Origin of the sequence: Xanthobacter agilis, assembly GCF_021730435.1 — a bacterium.
Classification (GTDB): domain Bacteria; phylum Pseudomonadota; class Alphaproteobacteria; order Rhizobiales; family Xanthobacteraceae; genus Xanthobacter; species Xanthobacter agilis.
The window spans coordinates 1-15,918 of the sequence record NZ_JABWGX010000035.1 but is presented as its reverse complement, the minus strand read 5'-3'; the positions used below and the strand labels follow the sequence as shown (position 1 = coordinate 15,918).

The following is a 15,918-nucleotide window of genomic DNA, read 5'->3' as shown; positions in this document are numbered from 1 at the left end:
TCACTCCTCCTCGGAACGTGGATGGTCCGCGCGCGCGGCGGCGAATGCCGCCTTGGCGCGAGCGCGGCCAGGGATGCGGTTGGCGGGCAGACGCGAGGACAGCCACTCCGCGATGGCGCACAGGCCCGCATCGTCGCCCTTGCGGCCCACCAGCTGGATGCCGGCGGGCAGGCCCTCGGTGGTGAGCACCGGAACCGTGAGAGCGGGGTGGCCTGTAAGGTTGAAGGCGCGGACAAAGCGGGTGATGCCGATGGCCGCCCTGGCATCACCGGCCTCCTCCAGGCGCGGGGGCACATCGGGCATCGTCGGCAGCACCAGGGCGTCAACGGCGTCGAGCGCGGCATCCACCGCGGCGGAAACCCGCGCGCGAACGCCATTGGCCGCGGCCACCATCTCCGGCGTGGTGCGCGCGGCGCCCAGGAGCCGCAGGCGCACATCGGCGCCCATGGCCGGCGACGCTGTCAGCGGCCCAAAGGCGGCCCAATTCTCGAAATTGATGATGGTGAGGCCGGCTTCATAGGCGTCGTCCAGCCCTTCCACCCTGGCCGGGCGCAGCTCCACCGCGGCCGCCGCGAGGGCTTCGGCAAAGGCTGCGGAGACGGCCCGGGAGGCGCTCACCGAGAGCAGGCCCAGAACCGGGATGCGCGCCAGCGAGAGCGGCGTGAAACTGGGGTCGATGATGGCCATGGCGCGCGTGAGCATCGCCGCATCGACGGCAAACGGACCCACGCAATCCAGCGACGAGCCGGCGGGCGCCACCCCGGCCCGGCTCACTCGGCCGAATGTGGTCTTCAGCCCGAACACGCCGCAGCAACAGGCAGGCGTGCGCACCGACCCTCCGGTATCGGTGCCCAGGGCGAAGTCGGCGATGCCGGCCGCCACCGCCGCAGCCGAGCCGCTGGATGACCCACCGGGAACGTGATGGGGAAAATAGGGGTTCAGCGCCGTGCCGGTATGAGGATTGACCCCGGTGACCCCGAACGCCATTTCGTGCAGGTTGGCCTTGCCGACGATGCGGCATCCCTGGGCCAGCAGGCGCTCGACCACCTGGGCATGAGCCGATGCGGGCGCGGCATCTGCATAGACCGGGCTGCCAGCGCGGGTCGGCAGCCCGGCAATGTCGATGGTGTCCTTTACCGCGACGCGCAGCCCGCGCCCCCCGAGGTCGAGGGGCGTCACCAGGATATGGCTGGCGACCGGGTCAATGGACGGAAAAGGCGATGCGGCGTGCGATGCCGCCTGAGACAGCGTGTTCATGGGTTTGCGCCGGTTCGAAACGGGAAAGTTCGCGGATGGGATCGCAGCACCTGACGCGCCCGCTCAAGCGGGCGCCGGGGCGCGATGGGCGAGGGCGTGATAGGCACGGTCGAAATAGACGAGGCCGCCGCTCCCGCCGCCGAGTTGGATGCCGTGCACCTGCGCGAAAAACACCACGTGGCTGCCCACTTCATGGCTGTCCACAATGGCGCAATCGAAGGCCACGAGCGCATGGGACAGCACCGGGCTGCGCGTGGCGAGCTGCGACCATTGGGCCCGCGCAAAGCGCGCTTCCACCTCGAGCGCGCGATCGGCGAAAGCCGCGGACAGACTTTCATGATTCTGGCTGAGAACATTGACGCACAACACCTTATTCTCCAGGAATAAGCGGTGGGCGTAGGATGATTTGTTCTGGCACACGAGCAGCGTGGGGGGCTGATCCGTCACGCTCGACACCGCCGTGGCGGTAAAGCCGGCCCGGCCTGCCGGGCCATCGGTGGTAATGACGCTCACCGCGCTCCCCAGCAGCGCCATCCCGTCACGATAATCCTGAACTTCAACCATGGCGCGCCTCCTGGCCGCTCAGCGCATGAAGATGCCGCCGTTAATGTCCCACGCCGCACCGGTGACGAACGCGGCCTCCGGCGCGGCGAGCTTCACGACAATGTCGGCAACGAAGGCGGGATCCCCCAGCCGCTTCACCGGAATGGTGTCGACGATCCGGGCGAGCCGCTCAGCCGGCACCGACGCGTGGACCGACGGCAGGTCCATCGGCCCCGGCGCCACCGCATTCACGGTGACGTTCGCCGCGCCCAGCTCACGGGCGAAGATCTTGGTGAGGGTCAGGATGCCGGCTTTGGACGAGGCATAGTGGGCACCGGAGGCCGTGCCCCCATTCTGCCCCGCCAGCGAGGCGAGATTGATGATGCGGCCATAGCCGCTCGCGGCGAAATACGCGCCGAAAACCTGGCATCCGAGGAAGGTGCCCCTAAGATTGACCGTAATGACCTTGTCGAATTCTTCCGGTGAGATCTGCATGACGGGCGTGGTGGGCGTGACTGCGGCGTTGTTCACAGCCACATGGACCACGCCCCACTTGGCGCGCGCCGCCTCCAGCGCCGCCTCGAAATCCGCCTTGCGCGTGACATCGAGGGCGAGGCCAAGGGCGGTTTCACCGGACGGGTCGAGGCCCGCCGCCAGAGCGCGCACCTCGTCCTCCACCACGTCGGTCACCGCCACCGCATATCCCGCCGCGTGCAGCTTTTCCGCGATGACCCGACCGAGCCCCTGCGCGGCACCCGTGACCAACGCAACCTGCCTCATCATCCGCTCCTCGAGAAAACACATGCATCGGCACCGAAAGAAAGACCGAATACACGTCATGAAATGAAATTTGCTTCTTATTCTTCCCGACTTGCATTAGAGGTTGCCGCTCGCGCTTGAGATGGATCAAAGCAGGATTCATGTGAATGAGGCAAATTCATTGATTTCATTCCAACTATAAATTCTGCGCATTGATATCGGCGCGCGCGGCCCGCCTCTGACCCAACCAGCCCGGCCTACGGCGGCTGGTGGGCAGGCAGGCCGCCTGGATCAGGCCGGCACCACCAGTGCACGCCCGATGCGGGCCTGCACGCGGCAATACTTCCACAACTTATGCGTGCCATCTCCAACGGGCGTTGTGCGTACGAGGTTGCAGGCCGCCACCACCGCTTCGTAATCCGGCATGTCGGCCATCAGATACGTGGTCCAGGGCCAGGATTCGGAGGGGCCGACCATGGTCTGGTCATCATCGAGATTGGCCAGCATCGCGGCGCCCGGAATGGCGGCGATGCCGTTCCACATCTCGCTGAAGGCGCGCCACACCTGCTTCGCCTCTTCGGTATCCGCATCGAAGAAATTCTGGGAGATCCCAAAGCAGAACATAGTTCGCAGGGGCTTCTTCTCACTCATCACAGTCTCCATGGATGAAAATCACGCCATCGACCCCGGTCTTCGACCGGCGCCGTTCGCCCAGACCCCGCGCGCGGCCACAGCGCCGTACGTCACCTGCGCGAGCCCTTGGAATCAACGGTAGCCCGGCAACGGGGCGTGGCCGAACAGCATGGCCCCGGCACTTTGATAGGTAATCTCGCCCATGAAGGCATGCTGGGTGACCATTTGCGCATCGCGCACGTGCATGGCGATCGGGCTGCTCTCATACATACCGCTCATGCCCGCCACCATCTGTGCGCGGCGCGCCACGTCAGCAGCAACGCGGGTGGCGTGGGTGGAAGACAGACGCAACATGCTGATCTGCTCGCCACTTGCCTCCTCCGCATGGTCCAGCGCGTCCCACGCCTCTTCAATGGCCTCATAGAACCAACAGCGGGCAGCGCGCAGGTCCGCTTCAGCCTTCGCCATCTCAAGCTGCACATAAGCGCGCTCGCCGAGGCTCGGCGCACCGGTGACGGAGGCGCGCCCTTGGGCGAGCGCGACCACCTCGTCGAGGCTCGCGCGCGCCACGCCAAGCCCGACCACCGAGAGCACCTGCGCCGCGAACGACAGCGCAGGATAGCGATACAACTTCTCGTCCAGGGAAGACTTTCCGCCACGAACGAAAGTCCAGGCCTCGGGCACGACGACATTCTCGACGATGACATCATGACTGCCCGTGCCGGCGAGGCCAGCCACATCCCAATTGGGCTCGATGCGGGCCTTGGAGCGGTCCATCACAGCCATGCGTGGCAGTTCCCGGCTGTCGCCCGAGCTCGGGAGAATGCCGACGCCGAGCACGTCTGCGCCCATGCAGCCGCTGGCGAAGCTCCACCGGCCCGAAACGGCGAGGCCACCCGCCACACGGGCGGCGGGGCGGGGCGGGAAGATGCCGCCGGCAAAAACCAAATCCGGGCCGCGGCCATAAAGCGCCTGGAGCGTCGCCAGCGGCAGCGCGGACAGATATACCCCGCCAATGCCGAAGCTCGCCACCCACGCGGCCGAACCATCCGCGCGCGCAATCATCTCGATCTGCTCGCAGAACGCAGCAGGAGACAATTCGTCCCCGCCGAACCGGCGTGCCACCAGGGCACGGTAGATTCCCCGCTGGCGAAAGCCCTCTATGACATCCTGGGAGATGAATTTCTGCTGTTCAAATTCCTTCCGGCGCGCACGAATATCCGCCAGGAACCCCGGCCAATCCGGAGTTGCAGCCTCATCCGACACCGTTTTCTGAAGCATGAACTTGGTCACCATGCAGAGAACTCCACCGCTTGCCCACCGCGGGAGGCTTGGCGCGATCCGGCCCCGCCAACCGGCCCGTTTCGGATCGTCCCGTGCTTCGGGCGCGCCTCCATCGGCAGTACAGACGACCACGTATGCGCAAGGGTTCGCGCAATTCGCGTCCGTAGCACTTCCGAAAGCATGCCTTTGGGATGTTCCGACGGGCGGCAGCGACGCGATCGCTCGCGTCGAACCACCCTGTTCACGCCCCAAAGCTAGGCATAGATATTTTTAGAGTCAAATGATTACGGAAGTTATTTGAGGGCCATTCTGCATCAATTCTCGGCAGGATTTGATCAAAATCAAATCCGCGATGGGGCGCTGCAGCGCCTCCTCGATCCAATTTTTGTGTAAATTTTATAATAGTTTATAAGATTTCGACATCGCCCACCGGCCGCGCGGAGAGTGCGGGGCGCGCGGCTAAAACACAAGCTGACGATCAAATTGGAGGCGCCTCATATCTATAAAATGCGCACGCGAAATGTGGCGAAGCCGTTGCCGCCATGCGCCGAATGGGTGTTAATGATCTGGCTTAAGTACAGAGTTGGAAAGACGGACGTCCGCATTCGGTTCACCGACACGCGCCGCGCAGATGAGCGGGGCGCGGGCCGCAAGATCGGAATACGCATCCGCCTTCCGGCCGGAATGAGCTCTCTCAGATCTTCCAGGGGCGCCAACTTCGAGGCGGGCGAGCGAGTCCGCCGTGGATCCGTGTCCAAGGTTGCCCGTTCCCGCGAACGCGAGAGGGGCGTTGGCGCCGGTGTTCTTCCCTTTGGTCTCCGTCCTCACAGTCCTCGGTCAAGGAGAATGAAATTGTCTGCGAAGCGGTTGATGGTGTCGATGATATTCGGCGCGCTCTACCTTTCCCCGGCCTACGCCCAGGTGAAGGTTGGCGTCGTCACATCCTCCTCGGGCCCTGTGGCGCTGGTCGGCATCCCACAGAAGAACACGGTTCCATTCCTACCCGCCAAGGCCGGCGATCAGACGATCGAATATATAGCGCTCGATGATGGAAGTGATCCTAGCGCGGCGGTTTCCGCTTTCCGCAAGCTGATCAACGAAGAGAAGGTGGATGCCATCATCGGCCCCTCGGGCACGGCCTCGGCGGTGGCCGCGCTCGGCTTCGCGGCGGAGGCGGGCGTGCCCATGCTGGCGCCGGTCGGCAGCACCGCCGTGATCCTGCCCATGGACGACAAGAAGAAGTGGGTGTTCAAGACCACCCAGAATGACGAGATCGTCTCGACTGCACTGGCGAAGCAGATGGTGAAGGACGGTGTGAAGACCGTCGCCTTCGTCAGCCCCACCGACCCCTATGGCGACAACTGGCTGAAGGTGTTCTCCGCCGACGCCCAGAAAGCGGGCATCAAGCTGGTGGATACGGAGCGCTTCCAGCGGCAGGACACATCGTTCACCGCACAGGGTCTGAAGATCATCTCCGCCAAGCCCGACGCGGTCATGATCGCCGCGCCTGGCAGCTCCGCAGTCATGCCCCAGACCACGCTTTATGACCTCGGCTATCGTGGCAAATACTATCAGTCCCACGGCGCCGCGCTGTCCGGCTATCTGCAGCTCGGCGGCAAGAAGGTCGAAGGCACGACCGTGGCCGGCTCCATCATGCTGGTGCTGGATCAGGCCCAGGATTCCAACCCCTCCAAGCAGGTCGCCGCCGCTTACATGGACGCCTACCAGAAGAAGTATGGCGTCAAGCCCGCCACCTTCGGCGCCAATGTCTATGACGCCGGCCTGCTGCTGGAACAGGCCATTCCCGTTGCCCTGAAGGCCGGCGCCCCCGGCACTCCGGCCTTCCGCAGCGCGTTGCGCGATGCCCTGGAGCAGGTGAAAGAACTGCCCGGCGCCCAGGGCATCTACAACCTCTCGCCCACCGACCACAGCGGTTTCGATGAGCGCGGCATCGAATTGGTGACGGTCAAGAACGGGCAGTGGGCTCCCCTGAAATAAGCCCGACGAGGCGGGGCCGCGCGGCCCCGCCTCCAGCGCCCCGCACGCAGGATGAGTGGCATGGCAGGCCTGTCAGCGCCGGTCGCAAGCGGACCCGGCCCAGGCCCCGAAGGAGCAGGCAACATGATTGATTTCGAGCGGGATGGCCCCGCCAAGCCGTGGCGCGGGGAGGCAGCTTCGGCATGAACGCCCAGATCGCGCTTCTCCTGGGACAGGATGGCTTCATCAACGGCGCCATATACGCGCTGCTGGCCCTGTCCATCCTCCTGGTCTTCTCCGTCACGCGAATCCTGCTGATCCCGCTCGGGGAGTTCGTCTCCTACGCGGCCCTCACCATGGCCAGCATGCAGGCCGGCAAGCCGGTCATGCTCGGCGCCATGCTCGTCGCCCTGTGCCTCATCGGCCTCCTCATGGACGCGCGCGACGCCCTCCGCGCGGGCCGGCGACTGCGCTTTCGCGCCAGCAAGCTGCTCATGCCCGCCTATGTCGCCGCCGTCACCGGCCTCAGCGTGACCCTGCCTCTGGAGCATATCGGAATGGCCTTTCAGGGGGCACTCACCGTGGCGCTGGTGGTGCCGCTGGGCCCGCTGCTCTACCGGGTGCTGTTCCTGCCGATCGCGTCGGCGAACGGGCTGGTACTGCTCATCGTCGCCATCGCCGCCCATGTGGCGCTCACCAGCGCCGGCCTGCTCATCTTCGGCCCCGAGGGCTCGCGCACGGAACCCTTCTCCGACGCCACCTTCACCATCGGCGATGCCATCATCAACAGCCAAACCCTGTGGGTGATCGCACTGTCCTTCATTCTCATCGCGCTGCTGTACGCATTCTTCGAGAAGAACCTTTATGGCAAGGCGCTCCGGGCGACGGCGGTGGACCGACTGGGGGCCCAACTGGTGGGCATCTCGCCGGCGCTCGCGGGCAAGGCCAGCTTCGCCCTGGCCGCGTTCATCTCCGGCCTGTCGGGAGTGCTGATCGCGCCCATCACCACCATCTATTTCGATTCCGGCTTCGTCATCAGCCTCAAGGGCTTCGTGGGCGCCATCATCGGTGGCCTCGCGAGTTACCCGGTGGCCGCCGCCGGCGCTGTGGCGCTCGGCCTCGTGGAAGCCTTCTCCACCTTTTACGCCAGCAGCTACAAGGAAGTGATCGTCTTCACGCTGCTCCTTCCCGTGCTGCTGTGGCGCTCCGTGGCCCAGAAAGGTGTGAAGGACGAGCAATGAGCCCCATCCTGCGTTTCCGAACCGCCCTCCTGGCTCTGGCCGCTATCGTCGTGGTGCTGGTGGCGCCGCATCTGCTCGCCCCCTATCAGGTGGTCGTTCTCAACAATGTCGGCATCTTCGCCCTGGTGACGCTCGGCATCGTCCTTCTCACCGGCATCGGCGGGCTGACCAGCTTCGGGCAGGCGGCGTTCGTCGGCATCAGCGCCTATGCCACGGCCTGCCTCGCCACCATGGCCGATCTGCCACCCTGGCTGGCCTGGCTCGGGGGCTCGCCCTGGGGCGCGCTCGCCGCCGGCCTTGCTCTCACTCTTCTGGTGGCTGCCATCCTGGGCGGCGTAACCCTGCGTTTGTCGGGGCATTACCTGCCGCTCGGCACCATCGCGTGGGGCATCTCGCTCTATTACCTGTTTGGTACACTGGATATCCTTGGCGGCTTTGCCGGCATCACAGGGGTGCCGCCGCTGCGCCTGTTCGGCATCGGCTTCGAGAGCAGCGAATCCTTGTTCGTTCTGATCTGGGTGGTGGTGCTGGTGAGTCTCCTCGCCACCTTGAACCTGCTCGATTCCCGCGCCGGCCGCGCCATCCGCACCCTGAATGGCGGGCAGATCATGGCCGAGTCCATGGGGATCGACACCTTCCGCACCAAGATGGTGACCTTCCTTCTGGCCGCCGGCCTCGCCGCCTTCGCCGGCTGGCTCTATGCCTATACCCAGCGCTTTGTCGCACCGACCCCGTTCAGCCTCCAGGCGGGCATCGAATACATGTTCATGGCGCTCATCGGCGGCGCCGGCTTCGTCTGGGGCGCCATCATCGGCGCCGGCGCGGTGGTGTATCTGAAAGAGCTGCTCCAGGACGTGCTGCCGCTCCTTCTCGGCAAGGGCGGCAATTACGAGACCATGGTGTTCGGCCTCCTGGTGATCGTGCTTATGCAGAAGATGCCGCTCGGCATCACCGACACCGCTGCCCGCCGCCTCAAGCCTCTGCTCCACGCGCGCCGCCCCGCGCCGTCCGGCGCGGCCCCCTGGATCACCGCGGCGCCGCCCCTACCGCGCCGGCCGCGCCCGGCCCCGGCGGAATCCATCCTGGAGGTGCGCGGGCTCACCCGCCGGTTCGGTGGGCTGGTGGCCAATCACGACCTGTCCTTTTCGGTGCAGGCCGGCCAGATCCTCGCCGTGATCGGCCCCAATGGCGCCGGCAAGAGCACGCTCTTCAACCAGCTCTCTTGCGTGGACACGCCCACCGCCGGGCAGATCTTCTTTCGCGGTCGGACCGTCAACGGCCGCAGCGCCCGCGACATGGCGGCGGCCGGGCTCGCCCGCACCTTCCAGCATGTCAAGCTGCTGCCCACCATGAGCGTGCTGGAGAATGCCGCCATCGGCGCGCACCTGCGCGGTGGCAAGGGGGTGTTCTCCTCCATCCTGCGCCTCGACCGCCGGGAGGAGGCGCAACTGCTGAAGGAGGCCGAGACCCAGCTGGTGCGGGTCGGCCTCGGCGCGCACCTGCACGCGGAAGCGGGCAGCCTAGCGCTCGGCCAGCAGCGGGTGCTCGAGATCGCCCGCGCCCTCTGCGCGGACCCCTGCCTTCTGCTTCTCGACGAGCCCGCCGCCGGGCTTCGGCTGAAGGAGAAGGAGAACCTCGCCGACCTGCTCTCGAAGCTCCGCGCGGAGGGGATCGCCGTGGTCCTGGTGGAGCATGACATGGACTTCGTCATGGGCCTCGCCGACCGGGTCATGGTGATGGATTTCGGCGAGAAGATCGCCGAGGGCCTGCCCGAGCAGGTGCAAGCCAACCCGCTGGTTCTCGAAGCCTATCTTGGAGGCGCCGAATGACCGCCCGCACTCCTTCCGCGTCCGAGGTTATCGCCCTGCTCCAGGTGAGCGGCCTGCATGTGTCCTACGGCAAGATTGAGGCCGTGAGCGGTGTGGACATGACCGTGGGCGAGGGCAAGATCGTCACCGTCATCGGCCCCAACGGGGCCGGCAAGACCACGCTCCTGTCGGCCCTCATGGGCCTGCTGCCGGCGCGCGGCACCGTGCGCTTCGACGGCGAGGACACTGCCGGAACCTCCATCAAGAGCCGCATCGATCGCGGCCTCGCCTTGGTGCCGGAGACCCGCGCTCTGTTCTCGACCATGACGGTGGAGAACAATCTGGAGCTCGGCGCCTTCCGCTTCCGGGCGCGGCCCGCGCGCGAGCGCGCGGCGGCCATGGAGGAGATGTTCGCGCTCTTCCCCCGGCTCAAGGAGCGGCGCGCCCAGCTCGCCGGCACGCTGTCGGGTGGGGAACGGCAGATGCTCGCCTTGGCCCGTGCGCTGATGGGCCGGCCCCGCCTGCTGATGCTGGACGAGCCGAGCCTCGGCCTCGCCCCCCTCATCGTGCGCGACGTCTTCCGCATCATCGCCGATCTGCGCAACCGCGGCGTGTCGATCCTGCTGGTGGAGCAGAATGCGCGGGCCGCCCTCAAGGTGGCGGACTACGCTTACGTGCTGGAACTCGGGCGGGTCGCGGCGGAGGGGCCGGCGGCCGAGCTGGCCCACGATCCGCGCGTGATCGCCGCCTATCTCGGCATCAACAGCAAGCACCAAGAGCGGCTGGCCATATGACGGGCGTAGCGCAACGCGACCCCTCGCCCGCCCGCATCTGCGTGGCGGGCGCCGGCGCCATTGGCCTGGTGCTGGCCGCGCGCCTCGCCATGGCTGGCAACGCCGTCACCGTCGTTGCCCGCGGCTCCACGCTCGCGGCTCTAAGGGCGGAAGGCATCGTGCTGGGTGATCGCGAGGGGTCTCGGCTGGTGCCTGTCCTAGCGGCATCAAAACCAGAATGGCAGCCGCAGGATGTGGTGATCCTCGCGGCAAAGGCGCAGGATCTTCCAGCCATCGCGGCGCTGGCGCGCCCGGCCATCGGCCCCGCCACGATGGTGGTGCCGGCGGTCAACGGTATTCCCTGGTGGTATTTCGAGGGCACGGGCGGTGCGGACGACGGCCGCGTCATCGAGGCAGTGGATCCCGGCGGGCGGCTACAGGCCCTGTTGCCCGCCGCGCAGCTGGTGGGCACCGCCACCTACATCACCTCCGAGCGCACCGCCCCCAATGCGGCGCTCACTTTCAACCCGCTCCGCATGACGGTGGGACCTGTCACCCCCGCCGCTCGGTCGGGCGCGGCGCGGGTGGCGGGGCTGCTCCAGTCCGCCGGCATTGCGACCCAGCTCGTGGATGATATCCGCACAGCGGTGTGGGCCAAGGTCATCCGCAATCTCTCCACCAATCCGCTTTCCGTGGTGGCCGGCGCGACCTTGCGGGAGATCTTCGCGGACCCGCTGCTGGCGCCGCTCGCCCGTGCCACCATCGAGGAAGCCCGCGCCGTCGCGGCAGCCTACGGCGCCACCGTTTCGATGGATGCCGACGAGGTCGTGAAGCTCGGCGATGTCCGCACCTCCATGCTCCAGGACTATGAGAGGGGCCGCCCGCTGGAGCTTGCCGCCATCGGCGACGCGGTGGTGGAGCTCGCCCGGCACAAGGGAATGGGCATGGCCCACACCTGCGACATCCTCGCCCTGGCCCGCTTCAGGATGGCCAAGGCCCAGGCCCTCGCCGGGAATCCGCCGCCCCTTCCCCAGCCCTGAATGACAGCGTTCCCACCTCGATCCCCAAACGATCGCTGACCGTGCCGTTTTGCGTCAACCACAGACAGGAGTGTCATTGCATGAGTGTTCTGCTGAACCGCCCCATCGAAGGCGCCGTGGCCTGGAAGGGACCCGACCTGCTCAACGACATGTCGTGGCGCCACCACCTCAGCGATGCGGACATTGACGCCCTGGAGGGGGGCCTGAACGGGGTGAAGGCCCGCGGCCTCGCATTTCCCGGATTTTCCGCCGCCGATTTCCCGCTCACCGATGCGTTCAAGGCCCACCTGGCCGCCATCTCCGACGAGCTGGAGAACGGAAAGGGATTCTTCCTGCTGCGGGGCCTGCCGGTCGCGCGCTACACCGACGAGGACCTGAGCATCCTCTTCTACGGCATCGGCCTGCATCTGGGCCTGCCGGTCAGCCAGAACCGCAAGGGCGAGATGCTGGGCGTGGTGCAGAATGTCGGCGATCTGTCCGACAAGACCACGCGCGTCTACGAGACCAACCGCTACCTGCCCTACCACACGGACCTGTCCGACATGGTGGGGCTCCTCTCGGTGCGCAAGGCGAAGCAGGGAGGGCTCTCGAGCCTCGTCAGCGCCGCCACCGTGTTCAACGAGATCCTCGCCACCTATCCGCAATATATGGGGCTCTACTACCGCCCCATGCACTGCTCCCATCTCGGTGAAGACGTGCCGGGGCTGACGCCCATCTTCAGCTACTTCAATGGCAAGCTGAGCTGCCGATACCTGCGCCAATACCTGGAGCTCGGCCACGAGCTGCGCGGCATCCCGCTGTCGCAGGTGGAGAAGGAGGCGCTCGACATCTTCGACAGCGTGATCCAGGATTCCCGGCTGCGCCTCGACATGATGCTGGAGCCCGGCGACATCCAGCTCGCGAACAATTATGCGGTGATGCACTCCCGCACCGAGTTCGAGGACTTCCCGGAGATGGAGCGCCGCCGCCGCCTGCTGCGGCTGTGGGTCAAGATGCCCAACGCGCGCCCGCTGGCGCCGGAATTTCCCGGCCGCAACGGCATCCGGGCCGCGTGAGCTTCGGCCCCGCCCATCCCCCGATCCACGGCGAAGCCCAGGCCTTGCTGTCCCGCCGAGAGGAGCGCTTTCCCCCCATGACCATGACCGCCAACCCGCAGCGTCCCGTCGCCCACGCCATGCTCAAGCCCGCCCATGTGAGCGACGAGGAATGGGCGCTGCGCTGCGACCTTGCCGCCTGCTATCACCTCATCGACTACATGGGCTGGACGGAGACCATCTTCAATCACATCTCCGCCCGCCTGCCAGGCCCGGCCCACCATTACCTGGTGAACCCGTTCGGCCTGCTCTACACCGAGGTCACCCCCGCCAACCTGCTGAAGGTGGACCTGGAGGGCAACAAGCTCGAACCCTCCAATTTCGATGCGAACCCGGCCGGTTTCGCGCTGCACAGCGCCATTCACGGTGCGCGCGCGGACATTCATTGCGTCATCCACACGCACACCACCCAAGTCTCGGCTATCGCCCAAAAGAAAGACGGCTTCTCCCACAACGACTTCTATGGCGCCCAGCTGTTCGGCCGCGTGGGCTACCACTCGTTCGAGGGCATCACGCTGTTCGCCGATGAGAAGGCCCGCATGCTGGAGAGCCTCGGTAATCATCACATCCTGGTGCTGCGCAACCACGGCATCGCCGTCGGCGAGCACTCCATCGCCGCGACCTTCTTTCTGCTGTGGACCGTGCAGCGCGCGGCCGAAATCCAGTGCCTCGCCGATTCCATGCGCGGCGAGGACACGCGGATTCCCGACCCCATCCGCCAGAAATGCGCCGACCTCACCGCCATGCTGAACCGCGAGGACGGCTTCGCCGACAAGTTCTTCGAAGGCATGGTGCGGAAGATGCGGGCCGAGCGCGGCACCCCCTGGTGACGGAAATCCGCCGCGCCCTCGCACTTCGCCGAGAGGCCGGCGGGCCGGACGCTTGACCGGGCATCCCGGTATGGCAGAAAGGGCGATCGGGTTGCCGGTCCGCCCTCCAAGGCCGTCATCCGACCAGCTTCCCGTCCGAGACCCAGGCTCCGATCCATGGTCATTGCCAAGCAGCTTCGCCGCTACATTCCGTCAAGCGGCGACTTCTATTACCAGGACTTCCCCTATTACTGGCTGGCACGGGTCCAAGGGCTCTACCAACAGCAAATGGAGCGGGCACTCAAACGCATCGGCACCGATATACCTACCTGGCGTGTCCTTTTCATTCTCAAGGTGCACGGCAAGAGCACCATGAGCGAAATCGCCACCCACGCGGTGCTGAAGCTGTCCACCCTGACGCGCATTGTGCAGCGCATGAAGGCCGAAGGCCTCGTGGAAACGAACACCCATGCCGAGGATGGTCGGGTAACCGAGGTGAGCGTCACCGAGGCGGGACAAAAGCTGATCGTCCAGATCCAGGAGGCCACCGAGCGGCTGTTCGCCCGCAGCTTCCGCCAGCTCACGCCGCTCCAGATCTCGCGCCTCAACGCCACCCTGGCGCAGCTCTACGATAACCTTTCCGAAGAATAGGGCATTTCCCCATTTCACGGAATCGGCGACCGCTCCGCAGATGAACCGGGACGTGGGATTTGTGCACGCGGGGCAGGAGGCGGAAATGAAGGTGGGGGCTTTCGCCTACACCCGCTACGGGCTTCTGCATCGCGTTGTGGAGAGCGTGAGCCGGGACGCGGTGACGGGCGGGTCGGCGCCACGCCCGGGCGTGGCCGCCGCCGACGAGACGGCCCGCCAGGCGCGCCAGCCCACTTATGTGGCGCGGCTCTCGGTGCGGGAGAGCGGCCTTGAGACCGAACAGGGCTTCCGCCCCCTGGAAGCCGGCATGTCCGTGACCGCCGAGATCAAGACCGGCCGCCGCCGCATCCTCGACTTCCTCCTCTCACCCCTCCTCAGATATGCTCACGAGGGGGGAAGGGAGAGGTGACAGGCACTTTGTTAGAATCAACAAGCCTATGGGACCGACAAAATATAACTATTTATAGATTTGGAGCGAATCATGGACCCATCTCGTTCAATCACATCTGCTGAAGGTGTAGGAACTTTAATTGGAGCGGTTAGAGTAGATAGTGGAGGAGCAGATGTAATAGAAATTAATTTAAACGGAAAAATTATAATGTATGGTCGCTGGAAGGCGATTGTAAGAAACAATGGAACATTTAGTATAGATATTATTTCATTTGGGTATGACAATAAATTCAATGTAGATAATTATCATATTGATGCGAGATTTGTTATAAGCAGATCTGATGAGGATGCCATAAGAAAAATAATATCTAAATTGTTTAAAGCTGCCTATGAAAGAGAGAAGATATTCCCATTTAATTTGGACGATATAAAATTTGATGGAGATATAAGATATTCGTCTGGATGGATAAGGACCATATAGTTATAACTTGTAAATTCAGTGGGGGTCAGCATGGCTACGTACGCACTCGAATTGGCGCAATTGAAATCGGCAAATACTCTGGAAGATATAGTGTCTATCGTAAGTCGGTTTTCTGCAAATTCAAATGGTGCCGGCGCCATACTATATTCGTGTAAAGTAAACAGGATGTCGGCCCATCACTTGGCGCTGTCATTGTATGATTCTTATAAAATGAAAGGAATTGAAGTTGGAATCATAGACAAAACTGCGCGCGGTGTGTTTTTAGCTAATGAAGACGTGGATATGCAGATAAAATGATCTGCATACAATATATATAGATCACATGGTCTCGATTCTATTAGTGCATTTGATTTTGCAGAAAAATTATATTTGGTTCTAAAAAAATTGCTTCATCTGAATATGGGTCGATATCCAGATCTCTGTGGGGGTTTTCGTCTAGAGAATTTGCGGAATCTGTATCATGATAAATTAATATTATTGCTTCAGCCGCAACCGTCCGAAGGGATCGTGTGTTTGCTTTAGTTAAAGCACCTGCAATCATTGCGAATAACAATGTTACGTCATTCGATGGCGTTTCTATTGGAAAGCTAAAGTGGTTTACAATTGATAATATTGATATGATTTCAAGATCATTTCAATATGTTGCCGATAATGGTCTTGTGTCTGTATCAGTAAAATATTATAATAGGATATTGTATTCATATTCCGACGAAGCGATTCGGGCTCTATCTTATGCCCCAGGTCGGTCTGGTATCATCTCCGGATTGGCGACACTTGGATTAGGTGCTCTGGCCTTTTTGGGTACGCGAACAGGCTCCGTTGCTGCTGATCTTTTGCTTAATCCCAGCCCACTTAACGTCGGTGAGGATGAAGCGATCAGAATGCTCCGCGCGGAACAGGGCGCTTACCCAAATCTCCTATCCGCGATGGCGGCTCAAGAGATGGGCGGCGATGCCTTTTCAGGAGCCGTTAGCGCAAACTATTCAGAAGACGTTGTGGTTTCAGGTATATCACCGTCCAACCAATTTCCTTCTCTCGCGTTTGAAGTGGCAGCCCGCGCCGACACCAACGCCGTTGAACTCACCTTCACATCCTCCTGGGGTGGGGATGTGACGAGTAGCATCGACTGGTCGGCGCCGAACGTTGAGTCCTACATCTCCCCGGACGCCGTAAATTCT

Annotated in this window: 17 protein-coding genes; 12 read left to right on the top strand and 5 right to left on the bottom strand. The window is 63.6% G+C overall.

Features of this window, described 5'->3' with window-relative positions; all coding sequences use genetic code 11:
- The 5 genes from HUW53_RS19555 to HUW53_RS19535 form a co-directional block, all read right to left on the bottom strand.
- Nucleotides 1–1,257 carry an amidase gene (locus HUW53_RS19555; protein WP_237347439.1) on the bottom strand — a complete coding sequence of 419 codons (1,257 nt, stop codon included), beginning with the start codon at nt 1,255–1,257 and terminating at the stop codon, nt 1–3.
- A 63-nt stretch (nt 1,258–1,320) separates the two neighbouring features.
- Entirely contained in the window at nt 1,321–1,821 is a 501-nt protein-coding gene (locus HUW53_RS19550) for a flavin reductase (protein ID WP_237347438.1), read from the bottom strand.
- Between the two features lie 18 nt (nt 1,822–1,839).
- Nucleotides 1,840–2,583, bottom strand: coding sequence for an SDR family NAD(P)-dependent oxidoreductase (locus tag HUW53_RS19545; protein WP_237347437.1), 744 nt, complete (start codon nt 2,581–2,583; stop codon nt 1,840–1,842).
- A 267-nt stretch (nt 2,584–2,850) separates the two neighbouring features.
- On the bottom strand, nt 2,851–3,210 hold the full coding sequence (locus HUW53_RS19540) for a hypothetical protein (RefSeq protein ID WP_237347436.1): 360 nt from the start codon (nt 3,208–3,210) through the stop codon (nt 2,851–2,853).
- A gap of 114 nt (nt 3,211–3,324) precedes the next feature.
- The gene (locus HUW53_RS19535) at nt 3,325–4,488 is read right to left on the bottom strand and encodes an acyl-CoA dehydrogenase family protein (protein WP_237347435.1); all 1,164 of its coding nucleotides are present in this window, start codon (nt 4,486–4,488) and stop codon (nt 3,325–3,327) included.
- 858 nt (nt 4,489–5,346) lie between these two features.
- Here HUW53_RS19535 and HUW53_RS19530 point away from each other — a divergent pair.
- The 12 genes from HUW53_RS19530 to HUW53_RS19475 form a co-directional block, all read left to right on the top strand.
- A complete protein-coding gene (locus tag HUW53_RS19530; protein WP_237347434.1) occupies nt 5,347–6,474 on the top strand; it encodes an ABC transporter substrate-binding protein in 1,128 nt (375 codons plus the stop codon).
- A gap of 182 nt (nt 6,475–6,656) precedes the next feature.
- The gene (locus tag HUW53_RS19525; RefSeq protein WP_237347433.1) at nt 6,657–7,694 is read left to right on the top strand and encodes a branched-chain amino acid ABC transporter permease; all 1,038 of its coding nucleotides are present in this window, start codon (nt 6,657–6,659) and stop codon (nt 7,692–7,694) included.
- Nucleotides 7,691–9,523 (top strand): branched-chain amino acid ABC transporter ATP-binding protein/permease, encoded by a 1,833-nt coding sequence (locus tag HUW53_RS19520; RefSeq protein ID WP_237347432.1) that lies wholly within the window; start codon nt 7,691–7,693, stop codon nt 9,521–9,523. The genes HUW53_RS19525 and HUW53_RS19520 overlap by 4 nt, the downstream gene beginning before the upstream one ends.
- Nucleotides 9,520–10,296, top strand: a complete 777-nt coding sequence (locus HUW53_RS19515; RefSeq protein WP_237347431.1) for an ABC transporter ATP-binding protein — start codon at nt 9,520–9,522, stop codon at nt 10,294–10,296. Before HUW53_RS19520 ends, HUW53_RS19515 begins: the two co-directional genes overlap by 4 nt.
- A complete protein-coding gene (locus HUW53_RS19510; protein WP_237347430.1) occupies nt 10,293–11,315 on the top strand; it encodes a ketopantoate reductase family protein in 1,023 nt (340 codons plus the stop codon). Before HUW53_RS19515 ends, HUW53_RS19510 begins: the two co-directional genes overlap by 4 nt.
- An 80-nt stretch (nt 11,316–11,395) precedes the next feature.
- Entirely contained in the window at nt 11,396–12,370 is a 975-nt protein-coding gene (locus HUW53_RS19505) for a TauD/TfdA family dioxygenase (protein WP_237347429.1), read from the top strand.
- A 77-nt stretch (nt 12,371–12,447) separates the two neighbouring features.
- A complete protein-coding gene (locus tag HUW53_RS19500) occupies nt 12,448–13,239 on the top strand; it encodes a class II aldolase/adducin family protein (protein WP_237347428.1) in 792 nt (263 codons plus the stop codon).
- A gap of 156 nt (nt 13,240–13,395) precedes the next feature.
- Nucleotides 13,396–13,869, top strand: coding sequence for a MarR family winged helix-turn-helix transcriptional regulator (locus tag HUW53_RS19495; RefSeq protein ID WP_237347427.1), 474 nt, complete (start codon nt 13,396–13,398; stop codon nt 13,867–13,869).
- Between the two features lie 40 nt (nt 13,870–13,909).
- Nucleotides 13,910–14,278 (top strand): beta-barrel domain-containing protein, encoded by a 369-nt coding sequence (locus tag HUW53_RS19490; RefSeq protein ID WP_474001520.1) that lies wholly within the window; start codon nt 13,910–13,912, stop codon nt 14,276–14,278.
- A 72-nt stretch (nt 14,279–14,350) separates the two neighbouring features.
- Complete coding sequence (locus HUW53_RS19485; protein WP_237347425.1) at nt 14,351–14,740, top strand: hypothetical protein; 390 nt, start codon at nt 14,351–14,353, stop codon at nt 14,738–14,740.
- A gap of 30 nt (nt 14,741–14,770) precedes the next feature.
- A complete protein-coding gene (locus HUW53_RS19480) occupies nt 14,771–15,037 on the top strand; it encodes a hypothetical protein (protein WP_237347424.1) in 267 nt (88 codons plus the stop codon).
- Nucleotides 15,038–15,249: 212 nt separating this feature from the next.
- A partial coding sequence (locus HUW53_RS19475) for a hypothetical protein (RefSeq protein ID WP_237347423.1) occupies nt 15,250–15,918 on the top strand: 669 nt, incomplete at its 3' end.

Bases quoted from the DNA above. Each gene is read 5' to 3' on its own strand.
- HUW53_RS19555 (WP_237347439.1), bottom strand. From the start codon at position 1,257: ATGAACACGCTGTCTCAGGCGGCATCGCACGCCGCATCGCCTTTTCCG.
- HUW53_RS19550 (WP_237347438.1), bottom strand. From the start codon at position 1,821: ATGGTTGAAGTTCAGGATTATCGTGACGGGATGGCGCTGCTGGGGAGC.
- HUW53_RS19545 (WP_237347437.1), bottom strand. From the start codon at position 2,583: ATGATGAGGCAGGTTGCGTTGGTCACGGGTGCCGCGCAGGGGCTCGGT.
- HUW53_RS19540 (WP_237347436.1), bottom strand. From the start codon at position 3,210: ATGAGTGAGAAGAAGCCCCTGCGAACTATGTTCTGCTTTGGGATCTCC.
- HUW53_RS19535 (WP_237347435.1), bottom strand. From the start codon at position 4,488: ATGGTGACCAAGTTCATGCTTCAGAAAACGGTGTCGGATGAGGCTGCA.
- HUW53_RS19530 (WP_237347434.1), top strand. From the start codon at position 5,347: ATGGTGTCGATGATATTCGGCGCGCTCTACCTTTCCCCGGCCTACGCC.
- HUW53_RS19525 (WP_237347433.1), top strand. From the start codon at position 6,657: ATGAACGCCCAGATCGCGCTTCTCCTGGGACAGGATGGCTTCATCAAC.
- HUW53_RS19520 (WP_237347432.1), top strand. From the start codon at position 7,691: ATGAGCCCCATCCTGCGTTTCCGAACCGCCCTCCTGGCTCTGGCCGCT.
- HUW53_RS19515 (WP_237347431.1), top strand. From the start codon at position 9,520: ATGACCGCCCGCACTCCTTCCGCGTCCGAGGTTATCGCCCTGCTCCAG.
- HUW53_RS19510 (WP_237347430.1), top strand. From the start codon at position 10,293: ATGACGGGCGTAGCGCAACGCGACCCCTCGCCCGCCCGCATCTGCGTG.
- HUW53_RS19505 (WP_237347429.1), top strand. From the start codon at position 11,396: ATGAGTGTTCTGCTGAACCGCCCCATCGAAGGCGCCGTGGCCTGGAAG.
- HUW53_RS19500 (WP_237347428.1), top strand. From the start codon at position 12,448: ATGACCATGACCGCCAACCCGCAGCGTCCCGTCGCCCACGCCATGCTC.
- HUW53_RS19495 (WP_237347427.1), top strand. From the start codon at position 13,396: ATGGTCATTGCCAAGCAGCTTCGCCGCTACATTCCGTCAAGCGGCGAC.
- HUW53_RS19490 (WP_474001520.1), top strand. From the start codon at position 13,910: ATGAACCGGGACGTGGGATTTGTGCACGCGGGGCAGGAGGCGGAAATG.
- HUW53_RS19485 (WP_237347425.1), top strand. From the start codon at position 14,351: ATGGACCCATCTCGTTCAATCACATCTGCTGAAGGTGTAGGAACTTTA.
- HUW53_RS19480 (WP_237347424.1), top strand. From the start codon at position 14,771: ATGGCTACGTACGCACTCGAATTGGCGCAATTGAAATCGGCAAATACT.